Below are 19,728 nucleotides of genomic sequence, written 5' to 3' on the forward strand. Positions count from 1 at the left end.
CAAATTTAAACTCAAAATTTTTTGGAGATGATGACATGAATGCAACCACACTATCTCACCGCGAACTGGCGAATGCGATAAGGGCATTAAGCATGGATGGCGTGCAAAAAGCAAAATCAGGCCATCCTGGTGCGCCAATGGGTATGGCGGATATGGCCGAAGTACTTTGGCGTGGCTTTTTAAAACACAATCCAACCAATCCTAAATGGGCTGATCGTGACCGCTTTGTTTTATCAAATGGTCATGCATCTATGTTGATTTATAGCCTATTGCATTTAACTGGTTATGATGTGACGATTGATGATCTTAAAAATTTCCGTCAGTTGCATTCAAAAACTGCAGGACACCCTGAATATGGTTATGTGCCAGGTGTCGAAACAACCACAGGTCCACTTGGGCAAGGTATTGCCAATGCTGTAGGTATGGCAATTGCAGAAAGAACATTAGCGGCACAATTTAATAAAGCAGGTCATACAATTGTTGATCACCATACTTATGTGTTTATGGGCGATGGTTGTATGATGGAAGGAATATCGCACGAAGTGTGTTCATTAGCAGGCACATTAAAGCTAGGTAAACTAATTGCATTTTATGACGATAATGGAATTTCAATCGACGGTGAGGTAGAAGGTTGGTTTACTGATGATACCGCAAAACGTTTTGAATCTTATGGTTGGCATGTTATTCGTGGTATTGATGGGCATGACGCTAAAGCCTTAAAACAAGCGATTGAACAAGCGCAAGCAGTAAGTGATAAACCATCACTACTAATGTGTAAAACGGTAATTGGTTTTGGTTCGCCAAATAAAGCAGGTAGCCATGAAAGTCATGGTGCACCTTTAGGTGATGCTGAAATTGAAGCAACCCGTAAATCATTAGGTTGGAATTATCCTGCTTTTGAAATTCCTAAAGATTATTATGATGCTTGGGATGCGAAAGCAAAAGGTAAACAAGTAGAAGATGAATGGAATGCTCGTTTTGATGCTTATGCTAAGGTCTATCCTGAATTAGCGAAAGAATTCAAACGTCGTGTTAATGGTGATTTGCCAGCAAATTGGACTCAAATCACTAACGATGTAGTGAATAAACTACAAGCAAATCCAGCAACTATTGCAACTCGTAAAGCATCTCAAAATGCTATCGAAGCATTTGCGCCAGCTTTACCTGAATTTTTAGGTGGTTCAGCAGATTTAGCACCAAGTAACTTAACCATGTGGTCAGGCTCTAAAGAAATTTTAGCTAATGCTGATGGTAACTATATCCATTATGGTGTGCGTGAGTTTGGTATGTCAGCAATCATGAACGGTATTGCTTTACATGGTGGATTTATTCCTTATGGTGCAACATTCTTAATGTTTATGGAGTACGCACGCAATGCCGTTCGTATGGCTGCGTTAATGAAAATACGTTCTTTATTTGTCTATACACATGATTCAATTGGCTTGGGTGAAGATGGCCCAACGCATCAACCCGTCGAGCAAATGGCAAGCTTACGAGTTACGCCAAATGTGAGTACTTGGCGCCCATGTGACCAAGTAGAATCAGCTATTGCTTGGCAGTATGGTATTGAGCGCAAAGATGGTCCAACTGCATTAATCTTCTCAAGACAAAATTTAAAACAACAAGAACGTACAGCTGAACAATTAGCCAATGTCTATCGAGGCGGTTATATCTTAAATGATTGTACTGGTACTCCAGAGTTGATAATTATTGCTACTGGTTCAGAAGTAGAACTTGCAGTTGAAGCTTATCATCAACTTACACAAGCAGGTAAAAAAGTGCGAGTTGTGTCAATGCCATCAACTGATGCGTTTGATAAACAAGATAGCACTTATAGAGAGTCAGTATTGCCATCATCAGTGACAGCTCGCCTAGCTATTGAAGCTGGTATCAGCGATTACTGGTATAAATATGTTGGTCTTAACGGCAAAGTCGTTGGCATGACAAGCTTTGGTGAGTCAGGTCCAGCTGATCAACTATTTAAAGCATTCGGCTTTACTGTTGAAAATGTAATAGCTCAGGCAAATAGTTTATTAAAATAATAATAGAATAATTATCAATCAAATGCCATCTGATCTAATGATGGCATTTTATATCTGTCTATGATTATAAACCTAATAGGGATTAGGATCTTTTTTTAGTTTATCAAATTGATATAATTTATTGTTATCCCAGCCTTTAACTTTGATATTTTGTTGTTCTGGTATTTGAGAAAGTTCGTTTTCCATATAATTATGGTTTACGTCTAATTTTATCCCCATCCAGTTACTCAATAGATAAACTAATTGGAATCCCGATACTTGTTTATTAATTTTTTGCTGGGGTGTTTTATCTGAATCAAAAAAGATAAATGGGACACGATAACTATCTTGATATTCTGAATTGTGTCTTAAGTCATTATGTTGATCTGCATGCGCAAGCCCATGATCTGCAAAGTAAACAACTGAATAATCTTGATTATATTTTTTTAGTATACTGATAGTTTGTGCAATAAGATCATCTGTTTCTTTAATACTACTAACATAACATGATATATTTTTATTATTCAGATCAAACTGCACATTAAATTCTAATCGCTTACAAAAGTTAGAGTGTGAACCAATTAGGTGCATAACAATAAGTTTTGGTTTGCTATTTTCTGTCGATAAAATATTATCTAATTCAGGTAATAATAAAGTATCATGTTTTCCTCTCGATGATTTACCATTATATTCACCTTTTTTAGTGTAAAATGAATGTTGTGCATAAGAGGCAATACGAGGTACCGTAATTTCAATTGTGCCTAACTTACCTTGATTTGAAAGCCAATAAGTTTCAAATCCTGCCTCATTAGCAATGCTAACAATATTATTATTTAGTTGTGCATTGACTTTTTTGTCGTCTAAAAAGATTGATTGACTAATTAAATGTGGAATTGATGATTGGGTATTTGGTGCAGGTGTTATTAATCCATCCCAAATAATGCTGGCTTGGGTGCGAGCAAAGGGAGTATTGTCAAGTTTAAAACCATAAGCGCTCATATAGTCTTTACGAACACTTTCGCCAATAATAATAATATAGTTCTTTTTTTGAGGATTAATAGATAAAATTGGGATAGTATTTGTTTGCTCAATTTGTTTTAATTGTTCTTGTTTTTCTTGAAAATAAAGTTTTGCACTATCGTAAAATGAGAGAGAAAACTCAAAAATAGGATACTTTAAGTTATTCAATAAAGTAGTTGATATTGTATTGAAAGAATTTGGATTATGTTTTATTACAGCTTTAATTGGTCTATAAAAACATAGCCCTAATACAAAAATAAGTAAATAGAAATTGTTAGTTTTTGGAAATGAAAATCTTTTAAATAATATAATAAAAATTAATGCTAAGATTAGAGGAGCAAAATAAAAATAAACTGATAGTTGTGAACAGAATTCCGTCATTTCATCAAAATCTGTTTCAGCAATAGCACTAATTACGGCAACATTAGGTGGACCATAATAAAATCCAATAGGAAAATAGATAGCAGCTATTACAAACCAAATGCAGAAAAAGATTCGAAAAAAAGTAAGTCGAGCTAAAAAAGTAAGAGAAAAGTAAGTTAGAAATATGCGATCAAATCTTTGCTCGTAACCTAATAAGTAAACAAGCAAAATAGAAAGACAAAGACACACTCCATGTGAAAGTATATTTTCTTTTTTTATCATAGTAACTATATTTATTATATCAATTTTTGGTTTCAAGAATTATAAATTTATTCAAATATTTGACAATAGGTTTTGATAAAAAATATCCAATATTTTAATTGTGAGTATTAGTATCGACGAGGAGAAAGTGATGAAGTTTCCTATGTCTAGGGTTTACCACCATGGACTAATGTTAGAACTTCGATGGGATGGTTGCTTGTCCATAATTGTTGAAAGATTAACCTATTTATGTTTATTTATTGAATAATCAATAAGTTGTTATTAATAAAATGAGGTTAATCTTTTTTATTTTATTGAATGTCTTTAATAAATAACTTTATCTTGATGCCTGCTCTAAAATAACTTCAACAGGTTGTTTTTGAATATAGATCATCCTAGCTATTAATAGTAATGCCGCAACAGCAAGTCCTGATATAATACCTATCCAAAAACCAGCTGCGCCAATTGGCTGAATGATTAGGTCGGTTAATCCTAGAACATAACCAACCGGCAATCCGACTACCCAATAAGAAAGTAGAGTAATAAAAAAAATGCTTTTAGTGTCTTTATAACCTCGAAGCACATTACTAGCTACTACTTGTAAATAGTCAGACGCTTGATAAATAGCGAGTAAAATAATAAGTTGCATACAAATAGCAATTACAGCATTTTCTTGTGTAAATATGGTGATGATTTGTGAACTAAAAATAACTAAAATTAATGCAACTATAATGGCGATTGCTAAGGATATGGCTAAACTAATGTAAGAAGTTTGTTTGGCTAAAACTGGTTTTCTTTTGCCCAGTAAATAACCGACACGAATACTAGTAGCAACCCCAAGAGATAATGGAATAGCGAAGGTTAAACTGCTGATAGTGAATATAATTTGATGTGCAGCAACGGTTATTTGACCTAATGGGGCAATTAATAATGCAATCACAGCAAATAAGCTCATTTCAAAAAAGTAAGCGAGAGCAAGCGGAGTACCAAGCACAACAATTTTTTTGATTATAGCAAAATCAACTAGTTTGGTGATTGGTGTTAGGCGAATGTCGCGTTGGCTTGCGCTAGTGAGTGTATATAAGCGTATTAATATAAACATGAGCCAAAAGATGATTGTCGCTGTAATGCCACAGCCGACCCCACCAAAAGCAGGTAAGCCTAATTTTCCATAGATTAAAACGTAATTAATTGGAATGTTGGCAAGAAGGGCAATGAATATAATCACCATGGCTGGCTTTGTGTTTGATAGCCCTTCACATTGATTGCGGTAGACCAAGAAAAGCAAGAATGCTGGCACACCCCACATTATGGCACGTAAAAATTTGGTTGCCACGTCCATCATTTCTGGATCAATAGGGTGATCGTCCGAGCTTCTTAAGTTTATTATTAGGTCGGAATGATAGAGAACTAACATCATAAGCACTGATAATACCAATGCGATGACAACGCCTTGCCGAGTATGATCGGCAACTTGGTTTCGTTTAGCTGCACCATTTAGGTTTGAAATAATTGGCGTTAAAACAGTGAGTAAACCTTGCCCAAATAAGATGGTAGGTAGCCATATCGAGACAGCAATGGCTACCCCAGAAAGTGCCGTTTTACTATAATTGCCTGCCATGATAGTATCAACAAAGGTGATCGCAGTTTGCGATACTTGCGCAATTAGCACCGGAACTGCCAATTTAACCAGATTTTTTACTTCGTGTTTATAATGTTGTTTCATGGTGTTAATTAACGTTTAACCGTTCCCCATAGATCGTACTCATCGGAATGCTCAATGTTAACCTGAACAATATCACCGACTTTGACTTGGTTTTCTTCGTTTAAATAAACAACGCCGTCGATTTCAGGGGCATCAGCCATACTACGACCTATTGCACCTTCATCATCAACTTCATCAATAATGACAGCTAGCGTTTTGCCAATTTTGGCTTGTAATTTTTGCGTTGAGATTTTTTGTTGTAGTTGCATAAAGCGATCAAAACGTTCTTGTTTTATTGCTTCAGGAATTTGATCGGCAAGTTTATTGGCTTCAGCACCTTCTATAGGACTGTATGGAAAGCAGCCAACGCGATCTAATTGCGCTTGTGATAAAAAGTCGAGCAGTAATTCAAAATCTTGTTCTGTTTCGCCGGGATAACCAACAATAAAGGTTGAACGTAACGTGATATCAGAACAGATTTCTCGCCATTTATGGATACGTTCTAAGGTTCTTTCAATGGTTCCAGGTCGTTTCATTGATTTTAAAATTGTTGGACTTGCGTGTTGTAATGGCACATCTAAATAAGGCAAAATTTTACCATCTGCCATTAATGGAATTAGATTATCGACACTTGGATAAGGATACATATAATGCAATCTGACCCAAATTCCCAAACTTGATAATTGTTCGCAAAGCGTTTGAATATCAGTTTTTAATGGCATTCCATTCCAGAAACTGGTCCTGTTTTTGATATCAACGCCGTAAGCTGAAGTGTCTTGTGCAATAACTAATAATTCTTTAACACCACTGTCGGCTAGACGTTTTGCTTCATCAAGTACGTTACCAATAGGGCGACTAATCATTTCACCTCGTAATGATGGAATAATGCAAAATGTACAACTATGATTACAACCTTCAGAAATTTTTAGGTAAGCATAATGTTTTGGTGTTAGTTTTATACCTTGTTGGGGGACTAGACTGGTAAATGGATTATAAGCAGGTTTTGGTGCATATTTATTAACATGATTTAGTACCGCTTCATAGCTGTGTGGACCTGATATTTCAAGTACTTTTGGGTGTACAGTCCTAATTTGATCTTCTTTGGCACCAAGGCATCCAGTTACAATGACTTTGCCGTTTTCATTAAGAGCTTCGCCGATTGCTTCTAGAGATTCTTGCACTGCACTGTCAATAAATCCACAAGTGTTTACAATGACTAGATCGGCATTGTCATAGCTAGGTACGACTTGATAACCTTGTGTACGCAGTTCGGTTAAAATTCGCTCAGAGTCAACTAAATTTTTAGGACAGCCAAGGCTCACAAATCCAATTGTAGGGGGTAACATATTCATAGTATTTATAATAGTGTGTTATATTAAAGAGGTATTGTTTGAGAATTCAATAAACTATATTTGTTAATTATCGTTTACAAATCAAAATAAAGTCGGCATTTTATCACATTTCATCATAGTTAATATACCGATTTTCTAATTTCAAATTTACATTAACAATGCTTTGGCTTATCTATTAAGTATTAGTAATAACTCGGAAAGTAGTTCGTTTGAATAAAAAGGATTATTTATTAAGTATTTCTCTGATATTTATCAGTATAAAATAAAGCCTTTATTGACAATAAAGGCTATTTAAAAAATAGAAAGTTAACAATCAAGTTATATTATTTTAATGCATTAATGATTTCGTCAATTTGACGATCTATGCTTTCAGCACCACCACCCGACAAATACCAAAGATCAGGAGTTAAATAAACAACCTGTGTTTTGCTTTTGTTTAATACTTTTTGTGAAAAAAAGTGCTCAGCCATACCTTGATTGCCGATTGCTTTGCTACGATCAACAACAAAAATAATATCAGGTTTGACTGATTTAATGTAATTATCATCAATAAAAATTGGTTTTGGTTTGCCTATTAAGTTATTTGCGGGCATAACGGTGAGTGGTACCGCTCGTTTAACATCTAGTACATCGTGAATCAATGCCGCGCTTGAGCTTGAATTGATAAGAATCATCTTCCCATCGTTATGAATAGCAACAATAGCTTTTTTAGAACTAGCTTCGGCTACTGCTCGGGCATGTTGAATTTTTTCATCTAATGACTGAATAATATTATCAGCTTTACTCTCTGTGCCTGTAATATTTGCCAGTAGGTGGATATGATTTTTGGTTGATTCAACATAATTTTGGGCGTTAACACTTAAATTAATGACTGGTGCAATTTTAGATAGATCTTCAGTTTTACTAGCTTGACGGCCATCAATAATAATTAAATCTGGCTTAACTTGTCTGATTGCATCAATATTGGGTTCTTTCATATTGCCTGTATCGGTAATTGATGTTTTGTTAAATTGTTGCAAATAAGAAGGGATAACTGATAGTGGAGTTGCAACAACTATCGAACCTTTACCTAGCGCCTCTAAAGTATCTAATGCCCCATAGTTCATGACAACAACTTTTTCGGGCAACTTAGGAACTTGTACCGTTTGGTTGTTGGCAGTTACACTCATTGTTGTCGTTGATTGGCAACCAGTTAAACTTAATATAATCGATGCAATACTACTTAAAAATATCTTTTTCTTTTTATTCATCTCAATTTTCCTGTTTTTATATAAATGATAATTATTATCATTTAACAAAAAGGATTTGTCTAGCTATAAATAATTTTTTAAAGATATTGATAATCATTCTCATATAGTGTAGTCTTCATATATCTTATAAATCTATAAATGTCATTATAAATAATAGGGTTATAACAATGAAAGCAAAAAAGAAGATTAAATTGGCTACAAATGTCATTAATACTAGTATTTTGTTGTCATTATCGACAGCTGCTATAGCAGCTAGCAATTCAGATACTGACACCATGGTTGTTACTGCATCGGGGTTTTCTCAACAAGTCAAAGAAGCACCGGCTACCATTTCGGTAATTACACCAGAAGAAATTGAAAAAAAACCTTATCGTGATGTCACAGATGCGTTGAAGGATATTCCTGGAGTAAATATTACTGGTGGTGGTGATTCTACTGATATTAGTATTCGAGGCATGGATGCCAAATATACCCTAATATTAGTAGATGGCAAAAAGGTTAGTACCCGCGAAACAAGACCAAATAGTGATAATTCAGGATTTGAACAAGGATGGTTACCACCATTAACGGCAATTGAACGTATTGAGGTTGTGCGAGGCCCTATGTCGTCATTATATGGTTCTGATGCGATGGGAGGGGTTGTTAATATTATTACCAAAAAAGTGTCAAATAAATGGCAAAGTGGTATACGTTTAGAATCGGTTATTCCTTATCGTTCAAAAGAAAAAGATACATATACTGGCAGTTTTTCGACCATGGGACCGATTATTGATGACGTTTTAGGTATACAACTTTATGGGCAGTATTCAAATCGCCATGAAGATAAATTTCTTGCTGGCCATGCAGGACAAAAATTACGTAGTTTAAATGGTAAATTATCTTTAAATGCTACAGACACACAAAAATTTGATCTCGATTTTGGCCGAGCTTTACAAAATAGTAATGCAACTGCAGGAAAAACAAGAGATAAATCTAGAAGTGATTTTAATAGAGATAATAGACGAAATACGTTTGCTTTAACACATAATGGTTTGTTTGGTGATGTCTCTACAACTTCATTTGTCTCTTATGAAGGAAATAATAACCCAAAAAGGAACATGAAAATTCGTAATACGGATGTAGATACACGTGTTACTATTCCTTTTAGTATTAACATGCTGACTTTAGGCGGAAAATATAATTATCAAGAGTTGCATGACGAAGGAAATCAACTAAAAACGACATTATCTAAAATTGATCGTTGGAATTATGCGTTATTTGGAGAAGATGAGTTACGTATTTTAGAAAATTGGAGTTTAACATTAGGATTACGTTATAACAAAGATGAAAATTATGGTAGTAACTGGAACCCAAGAGTTTACAGTGTGTGGAATATTGATGATAACTTTACGTTAAAAGGCGGTTATTCTACTGGTTATGCTACACCACAATTACGTTATGTGGTGACGGATTGGGGGCAAGTTACTGGTGGTGGATATTCTGATGGTGTAATCATTGGAAATCCAGATTTAAAACCAGAAAAAACAAATAATTTCGAAATTGGTATAGGTTATACCAATGATTATGGTATTGATGCCTCTGCAACTGCATTTTACACAAAATATAAAGACAAAATTCAATCATATTATATTTGTAATCGTAAAAAAGGAAGCAAGTGCTTGTTGAATGGTTATAGTAAAAAGTTTGACTTTATACAAGGCCGTGAAAATGTTGGCAAAGCTGATCTTAAAGGCTTTGAATTTTCATTTAAAACGCCTTTATTTACTGATTTCCTATTAACATCTAACTATTCTTGGACGAAAACAGAACAAAAAAGTGGGCAATTTAAAGGACGATCTTTAAATCGAACCCCTAAACAAAAATTCAATACTCAATTAGATTGGTATGTCACCCAACAATGGGATTTATGGACAAAAATGGCCTATTATGGCATGGAATCGTCTAATAACCGTGATGGCACAAAAGTTGAATATCCTGGTTATACTTTCTGGGACATCGGTGCATCTTATCAAATACATAAACAAGCTAAGGTTTATGCCGGTGTTTATAATCTATTTGATAAAAATGTAACTAACGATGATTTTGGTAAAACCTTAGAAGGTAGACGATACTTTGTTGGGACTGAGGTTAATTTTTAATCATTAAGTAAATTTAATTTTGTCTATAATTTTAAGGCAGCTTTTTAATATAGCTGCCTTTTTAATGATATTATTCAATTAAATATTATTTAATCTGATCTTGCAATTAAATTTGTGTATTCATTTATTTATGAATTGCTTAATACGGTAATTTATTAAAAAATGGACATATTTATCCAAAACAAGAAAAGTGAAACGAGTCGGTTTATTTTAGAAAAGTTAATTGCTTCCTTCAAATGATAGATAGTAAAAATTTAGGATGGAACATTGCACTTATTTGTAGTGCTATTAATTGCGATTTATAATCAAATGAATTAAGTTTAATTATTAATTGTTCAGTAGCTTTTCATTGTACTAGGGAATTATTGACTGGACTCTCAGGCTTTAACTTTATAGAAGAAAATAAAATCAAGTGTTTAACTGATGGTTTTGTTGGTTTAATTTGATTGGATTTGAAGCCGTTTAAGATATTATCGCAAAACTATAATAGCTCTTCATGCTCAAAATCCAATCACAATAAAATTAATAATCCTTTAATAATCTCACAATCTCTTTAATATCATTCGGTGTTGTTTGGCAGCAACCGCCAATTAATTTTGCACCTAATTTTGTCCAGATTGGTAGTTGATTTTTGAAGGTGCAATCATGTTGATGGTTCTTGTGCCACTGTTTTGTTATTGGATCATATTGTTCACCTGAATTTGGATAAACAATTAATGGTTTGGTTGTAAGCTTATTTAGCACTTCTAATGCTGGAGTAACACTTTCTAACGCAATGCAGTTAATACCAAGGCTTACAATTTGCTCGAAGTTGTTTAAATAATCTATTACTTGTGATAATGGTGTGCCATCGCTAAGATGCTGGGCATCTTTTAATGTAAACGAAAACCATGCATTGATAGTTGGAAACTGCTGTATCAATTTAACTAACGCTTTAATTTCAGCAAAAGAAGGTAGAGTTTCACAAGCAAGGATATCAACTTGGGCATTAATCAAGGCTTGAATGCGATCACGGTGAAAATCAATAAATTCAGCTTCAGTTAGTTGATAGTCGCCAGTATATTCTGACCCATTAGCAAGATATGCTCCATAGGGACCAACTGACCCAGCAATCAATAATGTTTTATTTTGCTTTGTTTCATTCAAATACTGCTGTTTAGCTTGCTGTGCAAGTTCAACGCTTTTTTTTATTAATTTGATAGATTCATCAAACGTAATTCCTTTTTTTTCAAACCCTACTGGTGTGGCTTGATAGCTGGCGGTGATAGCGCAATCGGCGCCAGCTTTAAAATAGCCATAATGAACTTGATAGATCAGTTCGGGCTTTTCAATTAATACTTTTGCCGACCATAGACTATCATTAAGATCGCATCCACGGCGTTGTAGTTCACTGGCTAGTGCACCATCAATAATAATGTGATTTTTTTGTTTGAATAGTGCACTAATTGGATTATAACTTGTCATTTTTTACTGCTCGTTTTTGATAAGATTGGGTAAAGTGATGCGCAATAAAACAGACAATTACAAAAGGAATACCGCAATAAAGCGCAATGCGTTGTTCTGGATCGAATGCTAAACCAATGCAAGCAATCAAACACAGAATAAACCCTAAAATTGGCACAAAAGGGTAAAATGGTGCTTTATATTTTAAGGCATTTTTTTGATTTTCGGATAGTTGCTTTCTAAAAAAGTAATGTGAAATGCAAATACTTAACCAAACTGCTACCACGGCGAAGCCAGAAATAGCGGTTAATGCTACAAATACAGTATCAGGAGCTATCACGCTTGAAAATAACGCTAACAATCCACCAAGCATACTTACTGCAATAGCGATCATTGGAATACCTTTATTGGTTAATTTAGCAAAGCACTTTGGTAGTGTACCTTGATTAGACAACGACCACATCATACGCCCAGAGGCATAAAGTCCTGAATTAGCGGCTGATAAAATAGCGGTTACAATAACAAAATTAAATATATCAGCAGCATATGGAATGCCGATATTTTCAAATACCATTACAAATGGACTAGTAATAACGCCAGCTTGATCCATAGGTAGTAGAGAGGCTAACACAATAATGGTTCCAATAAAAAAGAGAATCAATCTTAAAATTGTTGTTTTAATGGCAAGTGGAATCGATTTTTCGGGATTGTGAGTTTCGCCCGCAGCAATACCAATTAACTCGGTACCAGAAAAGGCAAAATTAACTGAAACCATCGTCATGATAATTGGTGTTATACCATTAGGAAACCAGCCATTATCGGTAATATTGTGTAAAAAAGGTGCTGGCATGTCATTTTTCATAGGAACAAAACCAAAGATAGCAGCAGCTCCAGCAACAATAAAAATAATAATAGTGATGACTTTAATGATTGAAAACCAAAATTCACTTTCGGCAAAGAATTGAGCGGTTATAATGTTTAATGCAAAGATTACGATACAAAAAATTAAACACCAAATCCAGACCGAAACAGTAGGGAACCAATACTGCATACATAAGCCAGCTGCGGTTAGACTTGAACCAAGTGCCACTGTCCAAGTTAACCAATACAGCCAAGCAACGGTATAACCAGTGCCAGGACTAATAAAGCGAGAAGCATAAGTGTGAAATGCACCTGTTTCAGGCATAGCGACAGCCAGTTCGCCTAGGCACAACATCACTAAATAAACAACTAATGCACCAATTAAATAAGCAATAATAGCGCCAATAGCCCCAGCAGTAGCAATAATATAGCCAGTATTAAAAAATAGACCTGTACCAATAACACCACCAAGGGATAGCATAATTAAATGGCGGGTTTTCATGGTTCGTTTAAATTGGTTTTCTGTTGTGGATGATGAATTTGTATTCATAAATTTTTTTGCTTAAGTTAAAAATAATAAGATTCCGCCAAAATTAGTGGCGGAACTAAATAGGTTAATTTGAATAATAAATTAGCTAATTATAATTGTTCAAAGAATTCTTCTTTTGTTACTTTTTTACCATTTACGTTAACTTCATCACTATCTTTGGTTAGGCTTATATCAGAATAGATACCTTTGGTTTTACCATTGCTTGAAGTAAAATATTGAGAGCTACTAATGAAAAATGCGGACATCATTTGTAGGTTTTGATTTGCTTTAGCAATTTGTTCTGGTGTTACCGTGTTAGAGTTAGGGTTTTCGATCTGTGCGGACGTATAAGCTAATACATCAAATGGTGCTTCAAGTTTTAATTTTAGTGAGTCAATTTTATCGTAATCAGCTTCATCAATAGCTGTACTATCTATATCAGACATACTGAAAAATAGGTTAAGATTAATATCGCCTGCAGGATTGTGCCAATTCAATTTATTTAACGAAAAATTAATATAATGCTTTTGTTCTGTATCATCTGAGTCAGGATAACCTATTCCCAATTGATTAGTGAATAGATGTTTATCAAGTCCCTTAAAATCAATATCTATCGAGCCATAACCTAGATTTTGTTGCCCATAAATAATTGAATCTACACTACTTGAAAATGATCCATCGACAGTATTAGTGACATCATTTAGGACATTTTTTTCGTCCATAACGAATTTATTAATAACAACCGAAACTGGTTTTGAATTAAATGATGCAGGGTAGGTTAATAAAATTTTATCAATTTCAATTTTAGTTGATATGTCAGAGCCAGTAGTATAACTACCAAAGGTGTACTTGCCTTCACCAAGTTCTAATGCACTATCAATTCTTGGAAAGAATGGAACTTCATTTTGGGTAACTTTTATTGCTTTGCTTGCTAGTTTAACAGTGATATATTCGCCATAACTTATACCTGCATGTCCTGTAATAAAAGGCTGATTGCCCGCTAGCTTCCAAAGTGTCGGATTAGTTTGTTCGCTCATTTCATATTCTAACCAAGCCATTTTAGGCGCAAAACTTCCTTTGGCGAGTGCAGCGATAGGAAATGGACCATGATGAATAGTAACATCATCAGAAAATAAGGTTTTAGGTTGAGCATCGTCGCCTGTAGCATTTTGGAGTGATGCTGTAATAGTTAAATGCAATTTAGTTGAAAAGATATTCTTTCCATAATTACTTTTTATAATATTAAACGTGAAATCGTTTTGAGTTTGATTAATTTTGTTTGTAATTTGTACCAATTCATTATCGATGTTATTTTCGATCATGTTGCCTGTATGCCATGCAGTGCCTACGTAAGCAACCCCTAATACAGCAAATATTCCTATAGCAAGTGTGGTTTTTTTCATTATAGATCTCTTAGTTATTTATTATATTTTAAATTATCATTCCTGATGATTTATAAAATCAACTAGAAAATTTTTAACATATTCAACGTGATAAATTAATTGTAATCCTAGTTGTTATAATTTTAATCGATTTGAGCTTTCTAGGCGATAGTTTTTTGATGTTTTGTAAAATGCACCTATACAAGTTTAAATAAGTACCTTAGCATATTATGGTGCATATATTGTTAACTACTACGCTTGAATCTAAAATAATCGCCAAATTAACCAATATCATTGAAACATTTTATAATTTTTTTAGTGTCGCTAAAATAAATTAGAAATTTCCAAAAAAATCTTTTTTATCTAGTAATTGTCCATTTACCTTTACGCTTTGATTGCCTTTTGTATACTCCACATTAGAATAGATACCTTCTGTTTGATCTTTATTAAAGATAAAAAATGGTGATCTACTAAAAAACATTTTGGCATTGTTTTTTATTACAGCGCTTTCTTTTGCAATTTGTTCTGATGTAACTTGCTTAGTGTTAGGGTTTTGGATTTGTGCGGACAAACTAGCTAAAACATCAAACGGAGCTTCGAGATTGAATTTAAGTGTATTTATTTTGTCATAGTTTTCTACATCAGTATTTGAGCTATTTATTTCTGATATATTAAACAATAAGTTAACATTAATGTCGCCACTAGCATTGTGCCAATTCAATCTATTTAACGAAAATTCAATATTGTGTTTGTCGCTCTCACTTATGTCAGGATCAGTTGTTTCAAAGTGAGGATCGAAAAATTGTCTACCAACCCCTTTGAAGTCAATATCAAATGATCCACTACCTAGATTTTGTTGACCGTAAATAATCGAACCAATACGACTTACAAGCGAACCTTCAATTGTATTATTGCTGTCATTTAAGATATTTTTTTGACTCATCACAATTTTGTCAATAATCACTGATTCGTTTTTCGGTGTGGATGATTTGAAATTTAATGTAATTTTATCAATACTGCTTTGCTCATCAATATTTCGATTTTTGTAGTTAGCACGACCTTTTGATTTTAAGTTGTCAATATTAAAATTCCCTTTTGAAAGATAGCTATCAAAACTGTAGTTAATATTGCCAATATTAAATTCATAATCGATGTCTTCTGTGGTAGTCAGTGGCTTTAATGACAGTTTAAAGTCATCAAAGTTAAAATGATGGGTATCGTCAGAAAGAAAAACTAATTTATCCAGTTTGATTTCAGCCTTGATGTCAGAACCATCGGTATAGCTACTAAAGGTATAACTGCCGTTACTGATATCTAAGATACTATCATGAATGGTTGGGATTTCGTTTTGCGAGGCTTTAATCGCTTTGCTTGCTAGTTTAACGGTAATATATTCGTCATAACTCACGCTTGTATGTCCACTAATAAACGGTCGATTGCCCGCTAGTTTCCACAGTGTTGGATTTGCTTGTTGACTCATTTCATATTGTAACCAAGCCAATTGTGGGGAAAAAGTCCCTTTTGCAAGCGCAGCAATAGGAAAAGGGCCATGATGGATAGTGACATCGTCATCAAATAAGTTTTTTGGATAACTACCTTGAATAGTCGATTCACGTGGTGATACGGTCACTGTTAGATGTACTTTTGTTGAAAAAATACCTTTGTCATAATGGTTTTTAGTAACGGAAAATGTGAAAAGATCTTGGGACAGGTTAACTTTGTTTGTGATTAGTGCTAATTGGTCATCAATATGCTCTTCAATCATATTACCGCTGTACCATGATGTACCTGCATAAGCCATACCTAATACAGCAATTATTCCTATAGTAAGTGTGCTTTTTTTCATTGTGGCTCTCTTAGTCGTTTATTGTAATTATAGTTATCATTCTTGATGACTTGCAAAATCAGACAACAAATTTTTAATATATTCAATGCGATCGATTCGTTGCAATTCTGATTTTTGTAATTTTAATCGATTTGAACTTTCTAAGCGATAATTTTTTGGTTCTTTTTGAATTATTTCAATTAAGTAATCGACTGACACCCTATTATTATTACCGAATTCAATATAACCGCCTTTTTCACCAAATTCAATCTTAGTAATGCCTAATTGAGTTGCGTGATAACGGATTTTGGTAGTTTCTAGTAAAAAAAGCACTGCATCGGGCAATTTACCAAAACGATCACGCATTTCAACTTGAATATCGGTGAGTTCGATAAGATCGGTGATACTCGCAATACGTTTATATAGTGATAAACGTGTATTAACATCGGGAATAAAATCATCAGGAATAAGTGTTGGTAAGCGTAACTCAATTTCTGTTTGTTGATTATTGAGTAATGATTCAAGTGTTGGCTCTTTACCCTCTTTTAGTGATTTGACGGCCTCATCAAGTAGCTCAATATAAAGGTTAAAGCCAATAGTCTCAATTTGACCGCTTTGATCGCTGCCTAATAACTCCCCAGCACCTCGAATTTCAAGATCGTGTGTGGCTAGAGCAAAACCTGCACCTAAATCTTCAAGTGAGGCAATTGCTTCTAGGCGTTTTTTGGCATCTTTAGTGAGTAATTTAGGATGTGGGGTTAATAGATAAGCGTAAGCCTGATGATAAGAACGTCCAACTCGTCCTCTGAGCTGATGTAACTGGGCTAAACCAAATTTATCGGCACGATCAATAATAATGGTATTAGCGTTAGGAATGTCGATACCCGTTTCAACAATGGTAGTACAAACAAGTATGTTAAAGCGTTGATGATGAAAGTCATTCATCACACGTTCTAAATCGCGTTCATGCATTTGCCCATGTCCAATGGTAATGCGTGCTTCGGGCACCAGCTCTGCCAGTTTTTCGCTTACTTTTTCGATATCAGAAATATCATTGTGTAAGTAATAAATCTGACCACCACGTAAAATTTCACGCAAAATGGCTTCTCTAATCACGAGATCATCATATTCTCGAACAAAGGTTTTCACTGCTAAACGGCGAGCTGGAGGAGTCGCAATAATAGAAAGATCCCGCATACCACTCATTGCCATGTTGAGGGTTCTTGGAATTGGCGTTGCGGTTAGTGTTAGAATATCAATGTTTGCTCGCATTGCTTTAATTCGTTCTTTTTGGCGGACGCCAAAACGATGTTCTTCATCAACAATCAACAAGCCTAAATCTTTCCATTTGATATCTTCTTGTAACAATTTATGTGTGCCAATTACAATATCAATTTTGCCTTCACCAAGAGCTTCTATAATACTTTTTTGTTGTTTGGCGGTTTTGAATCGAGACAGGCTTTCTATGCGAATTGGCCAGTTTGCAAAACGATCACAAAAGCTTTCGTAATGTTGTTCTGCAAGTAAAGTTGTAGGAACTAAAACTGCTGTTTGTTTATGATTAATAACAGCTAAAAAAGCAGCGCGGATCGCTACTTCTGTTTTACCAAATCCAACATCACCACAGACTAATCTATCCATGGCATAAGGAGAGCACATATCGCCAATTACTGCACCAATGGCATTTTGTTGATCATCAGTTTCTTGATAAGGAAACCCTTGGCAAAATAATTCATACTGCTCTCGGTCTTGTTTAAATTCAAATCCGGGTTTACTTTCACGTTCAGCGTAAATATCTAGTAATTCAGCTGCAACATCTCGTACTTTTTCGGCCGCTTTTTGCCGTGCTTTGCTCCATGCATCAGTACCTAATTTATTCAATGGTGCGTTCTCTTCATCGCCACCAGAATAACGGCTAATTAGATTTAATGATGAAACAGGAACATAAAGCTTGGTGTCATTAGCATATAATAGAATAAGATATTCAGCCGTAATCCCACCTGTTTCTAATGTGGTAAGTCCTGCATATCGACCAACGCCATGTTCCAAATGGACAACGGGTTTGCCGGGTGTGAGCTCAGCTAAACTACGAATAAGTGAATCAGTATTGATAGCTTGTTTATTTTCTTTTTTACGACGAACTACTCGTCGTCCTAATAGCTCATTTTCAGTAATAAAGGCAAAATTATCTTGCTGATTGATAAAGCCCTGTTCACTAGCTCCAACGATTAAATAAAATCGGCTATCACTGTTTTTTCGTTCATCAAGTAAATTGATGGTAGTGGGGTGAATACGAATTCGTCCAAGAATTTCTTGTAAAGCCTCTTTGCGTCCTTCTGATTCAACCGAAAAGATGATTGTTCCTGCAAAATTTTCAACAAATTTTTGAAATTGCAAATAAGGATCTTTTTGTTGGATCTCAATAGCAATATTAGGTAATGTTATATAAGGCAAATTAACGTTTTTATTTGATTCAGTCGTTATTGCATGCGATAAAACCATTCTTGGGTAGTTTTTGAAATTGGTAAAAATCTCGTCAGTTTTAGACCAAATAACATTTGGTGCAAGTAATGGTCGCATAGGATCGACTTTGCGACTTTCATAACGTTGGGTAATATCTTGCCAATATTTGTTAGCATATTGCTCAATATTAACTGTATTGATAATTAAGCTATTTGCTAAAAAATAAGAAAATAGAGGTGTTAATGGTTCGTTAAAAAACAGTGCTTGCCAATATTCAATACCGGTTGGCAAAATATTTTTACTAACTTGTTGATAGATGCTTTCTGAGTCTAATCTAACTTCAAATTGTTCTCGCCATTGACTACGAAACAACTCAATAGCTGTTTTATCGAAAGGAAACTCATGGGCTGGTAGCAATTGTATTTCAGCAATTTCACCAAAGGTACGTTGAGTTTCGACATCAAAAGTACGAATACTGTCGATTTCATCATCAAAAAAATCGATGCGATAAGGCTTATCACTGCCCATGGGGTAGATATCAAAAAGCGCTCCACGAGTAGCATATTCGCCATGCTCCATAACTTGGCTGACTGAACGATAGCCAGCATTTTCAAGTTGAAGGCGTAAATGTTCTCGGCTAATTTGTAAGCCTTTTTTCATCATAAAAACATGTCCACCCAAATAACTTTGTGGACAGACTTTTTGCATTAAGGTATTAATGGGTAAAATTAACGCCCCCTTGGTTAAATGTCCAAGATGATAAAGGCAAGATAAGCGTTCTGATACGATATCTTGATGAGGAGAAAAGCTGTCATAAGGCAATGTTTCCCAATCTGGAAAGATAATAGAAGGGAAGGATGTAAACTGCTTTAGTTCTTCATGAATGCGCGAGGTTTGTTGCATATCATCAGTGACAATCACAACTATACCTTCATGTGCATCTATAGCTTGAGCGCAAAATTGTGATAAGGAAGAGCCAACTAGCTGCCCAATTTGCTTTACTTCACCTGATTTTTGAGGAATTAAGTTTGAAATATTAACTGTTTTAGACATGATGAGTTCGTTGATGTCGCTGAAAATTTATTGTCAGATTATAACGTAAGTATGAGGTTGTT

The 19,728-nt window shown here is 34.6% G+C and carries 11 protein-coding genes; 2 read left to right on the plus strand and 9 right to left on the minus strand.

Translation table 11 applies throughout. From position 1 onward, the window contains the following. Positions 1-35 precede the first annotated feature (35 nt). Entirely contained in the window at positions 36-2,042 is a 2,007-nt protein-coding gene (tkt, locus tag ACGH6Q_RS09165; RefSeq protein ID WP_411578669.1) for a transketolase, read from the plus strand. Between the two features lie 72 nt (positions 2,043-2,114). Here tkt and ACGH6Q_RS09170 read toward each other — a convergent pair whose 3' ends face one another. The 4 genes from ACGH6Q_RS09170 to ACGH6Q_RS09185 all read right to left on the minus strand — a co-directional run bounded on the left by ACGH6Q_RS09170 (position 2,115) and on the right by ACGH6Q_RS09185 (position 7,972). Then, positions 2,115-3,686 (minus strand): phosphoethanolamine transferase, encoded by a 1,572-nt coding sequence (locus ACGH6Q_RS09170; RefSeq protein ID WP_411592652.1) that lies wholly within the window; start codon positions 3,684-3,686, stop codon positions 2,115-2,117. 316 nt (positions 3,687-4,002) lie between these two features. Then, positions 4,003-5,391 (minus strand): MATE family efflux transporter, encoded by a 1,389-nt coding sequence (locus ACGH6Q_RS09175; protein ID WP_065608778.1) that lies wholly within the window; start codon positions 5,389-5,391, stop codon positions 4,003-4,005. Between the two features lie 8 nt (positions 5,392-5,399). Next, positions 5,400-6,716, minus strand: a complete 1,317-nt coding sequence (gene rimO, locus ACGH6Q_RS09180; protein ID WP_411592662.1) for a 30S ribosomal protein S12 methylthiotransferase RimO — start codon at positions 6,714-6,716, stop codon at positions 5,400-5,402. Between the two features lie 329 nt (positions 6,717-7,045). Continuing rightward, entirely contained in the window at positions 7,046-7,972 is a 927-nt protein-coding gene (locus tag ACGH6Q_RS09185; protein ID WP_411578667.1) for a siderophore ABC transporter substrate-binding protein, read from the minus strand. A gap of 167 nt (positions 7,973-8,139) precedes the next feature. Here ACGH6Q_RS09185 and ACGH6Q_RS09190 point away from each other — a divergent pair, with 167 nt between their 5' ends. Continuing rightward, positions 8,140-10,110, plus strand: a complete 1,971-nt coding sequence (locus tag ACGH6Q_RS09190) for a TonB-dependent receptor domain-containing protein (RefSeq protein ID WP_034911754.1) — start codon at positions 8,140-8,142, stop codon at positions 10,108-10,110. Positions 10,111-10,632: 522 nt separating this feature from the next. Here ACGH6Q_RS09190 and mmuM read toward each other — a convergent pair. The 5 genes from mmuM to mfd form a co-directional block, all read right to left on the minus strand. Continuing rightward, on the minus strand, positions 10,633-11,574 hold the full coding sequence (mmuM, locus tag ACGH6Q_RS09195) for a homocysteine S-methyltransferase (RefSeq protein WP_411592653.1): 942 nt from the start codon (positions 11,572-11,574) through the stop codon (positions 10,633-10,635). Then, positions 11,561-12,964 (minus strand): S-methylmethionine permease, encoded by a 1,404-nt coding sequence (gene mmuP / locus ACGH6Q_RS09200; protein ID WP_411592654.1) that lies wholly within the window; start codon positions 12,962-12,964, stop codon positions 11,561-11,563. The genes mmuM and mmuP overlap by 14 nt, the downstream gene beginning before the upstream one ends. 89 nt (positions 12,965-13,053) lie before the next feature. Then, positions 13,054-14,346: a DUF945 family protein gene (locus tag ACGH6Q_RS09205; RefSeq protein WP_411592655.1), complete on the minus strand. Its 1,293-nt coding sequence runs from the start codon at positions 14,344-14,346 to the stop codon at positions 13,054-13,056. A gap of 313 nt (positions 14,347-14,659) precedes the next feature. Further along, entirely contained in the window at positions 14,660-16,171 is a 1,512-nt protein-coding gene (locus ACGH6Q_RS09210; RefSeq protein WP_411592656.1) for a YdgA family protein, read from the minus strand. A gap of 36 nt (positions 16,172-16,207) precedes the next feature. Beyond that, positions 16,208-19,666 carry a transcription-repair coupling factor gene (gene mfd / locus ACGH6Q_RS09215; protein WP_411592657.1) on the minus strand — a complete coding sequence of 1,153 codons (3,459 nt, stop codon included), beginning with the start codon at positions 19,664-19,666 and terminating at the stop codon, positions 16,208-16,210. Positions 19,667-19,728: the final 62 nt, after the last annotated feature.

This window comes from Gilliamella sp. BG2 (assembly GCF_046635645.1).
Classification (GTDB): Bacteria; Pseudomonadota; Gammaproteobacteria; order Enterobacterales; family Orbaceae; genus Gilliamella; species Gilliamella bombi.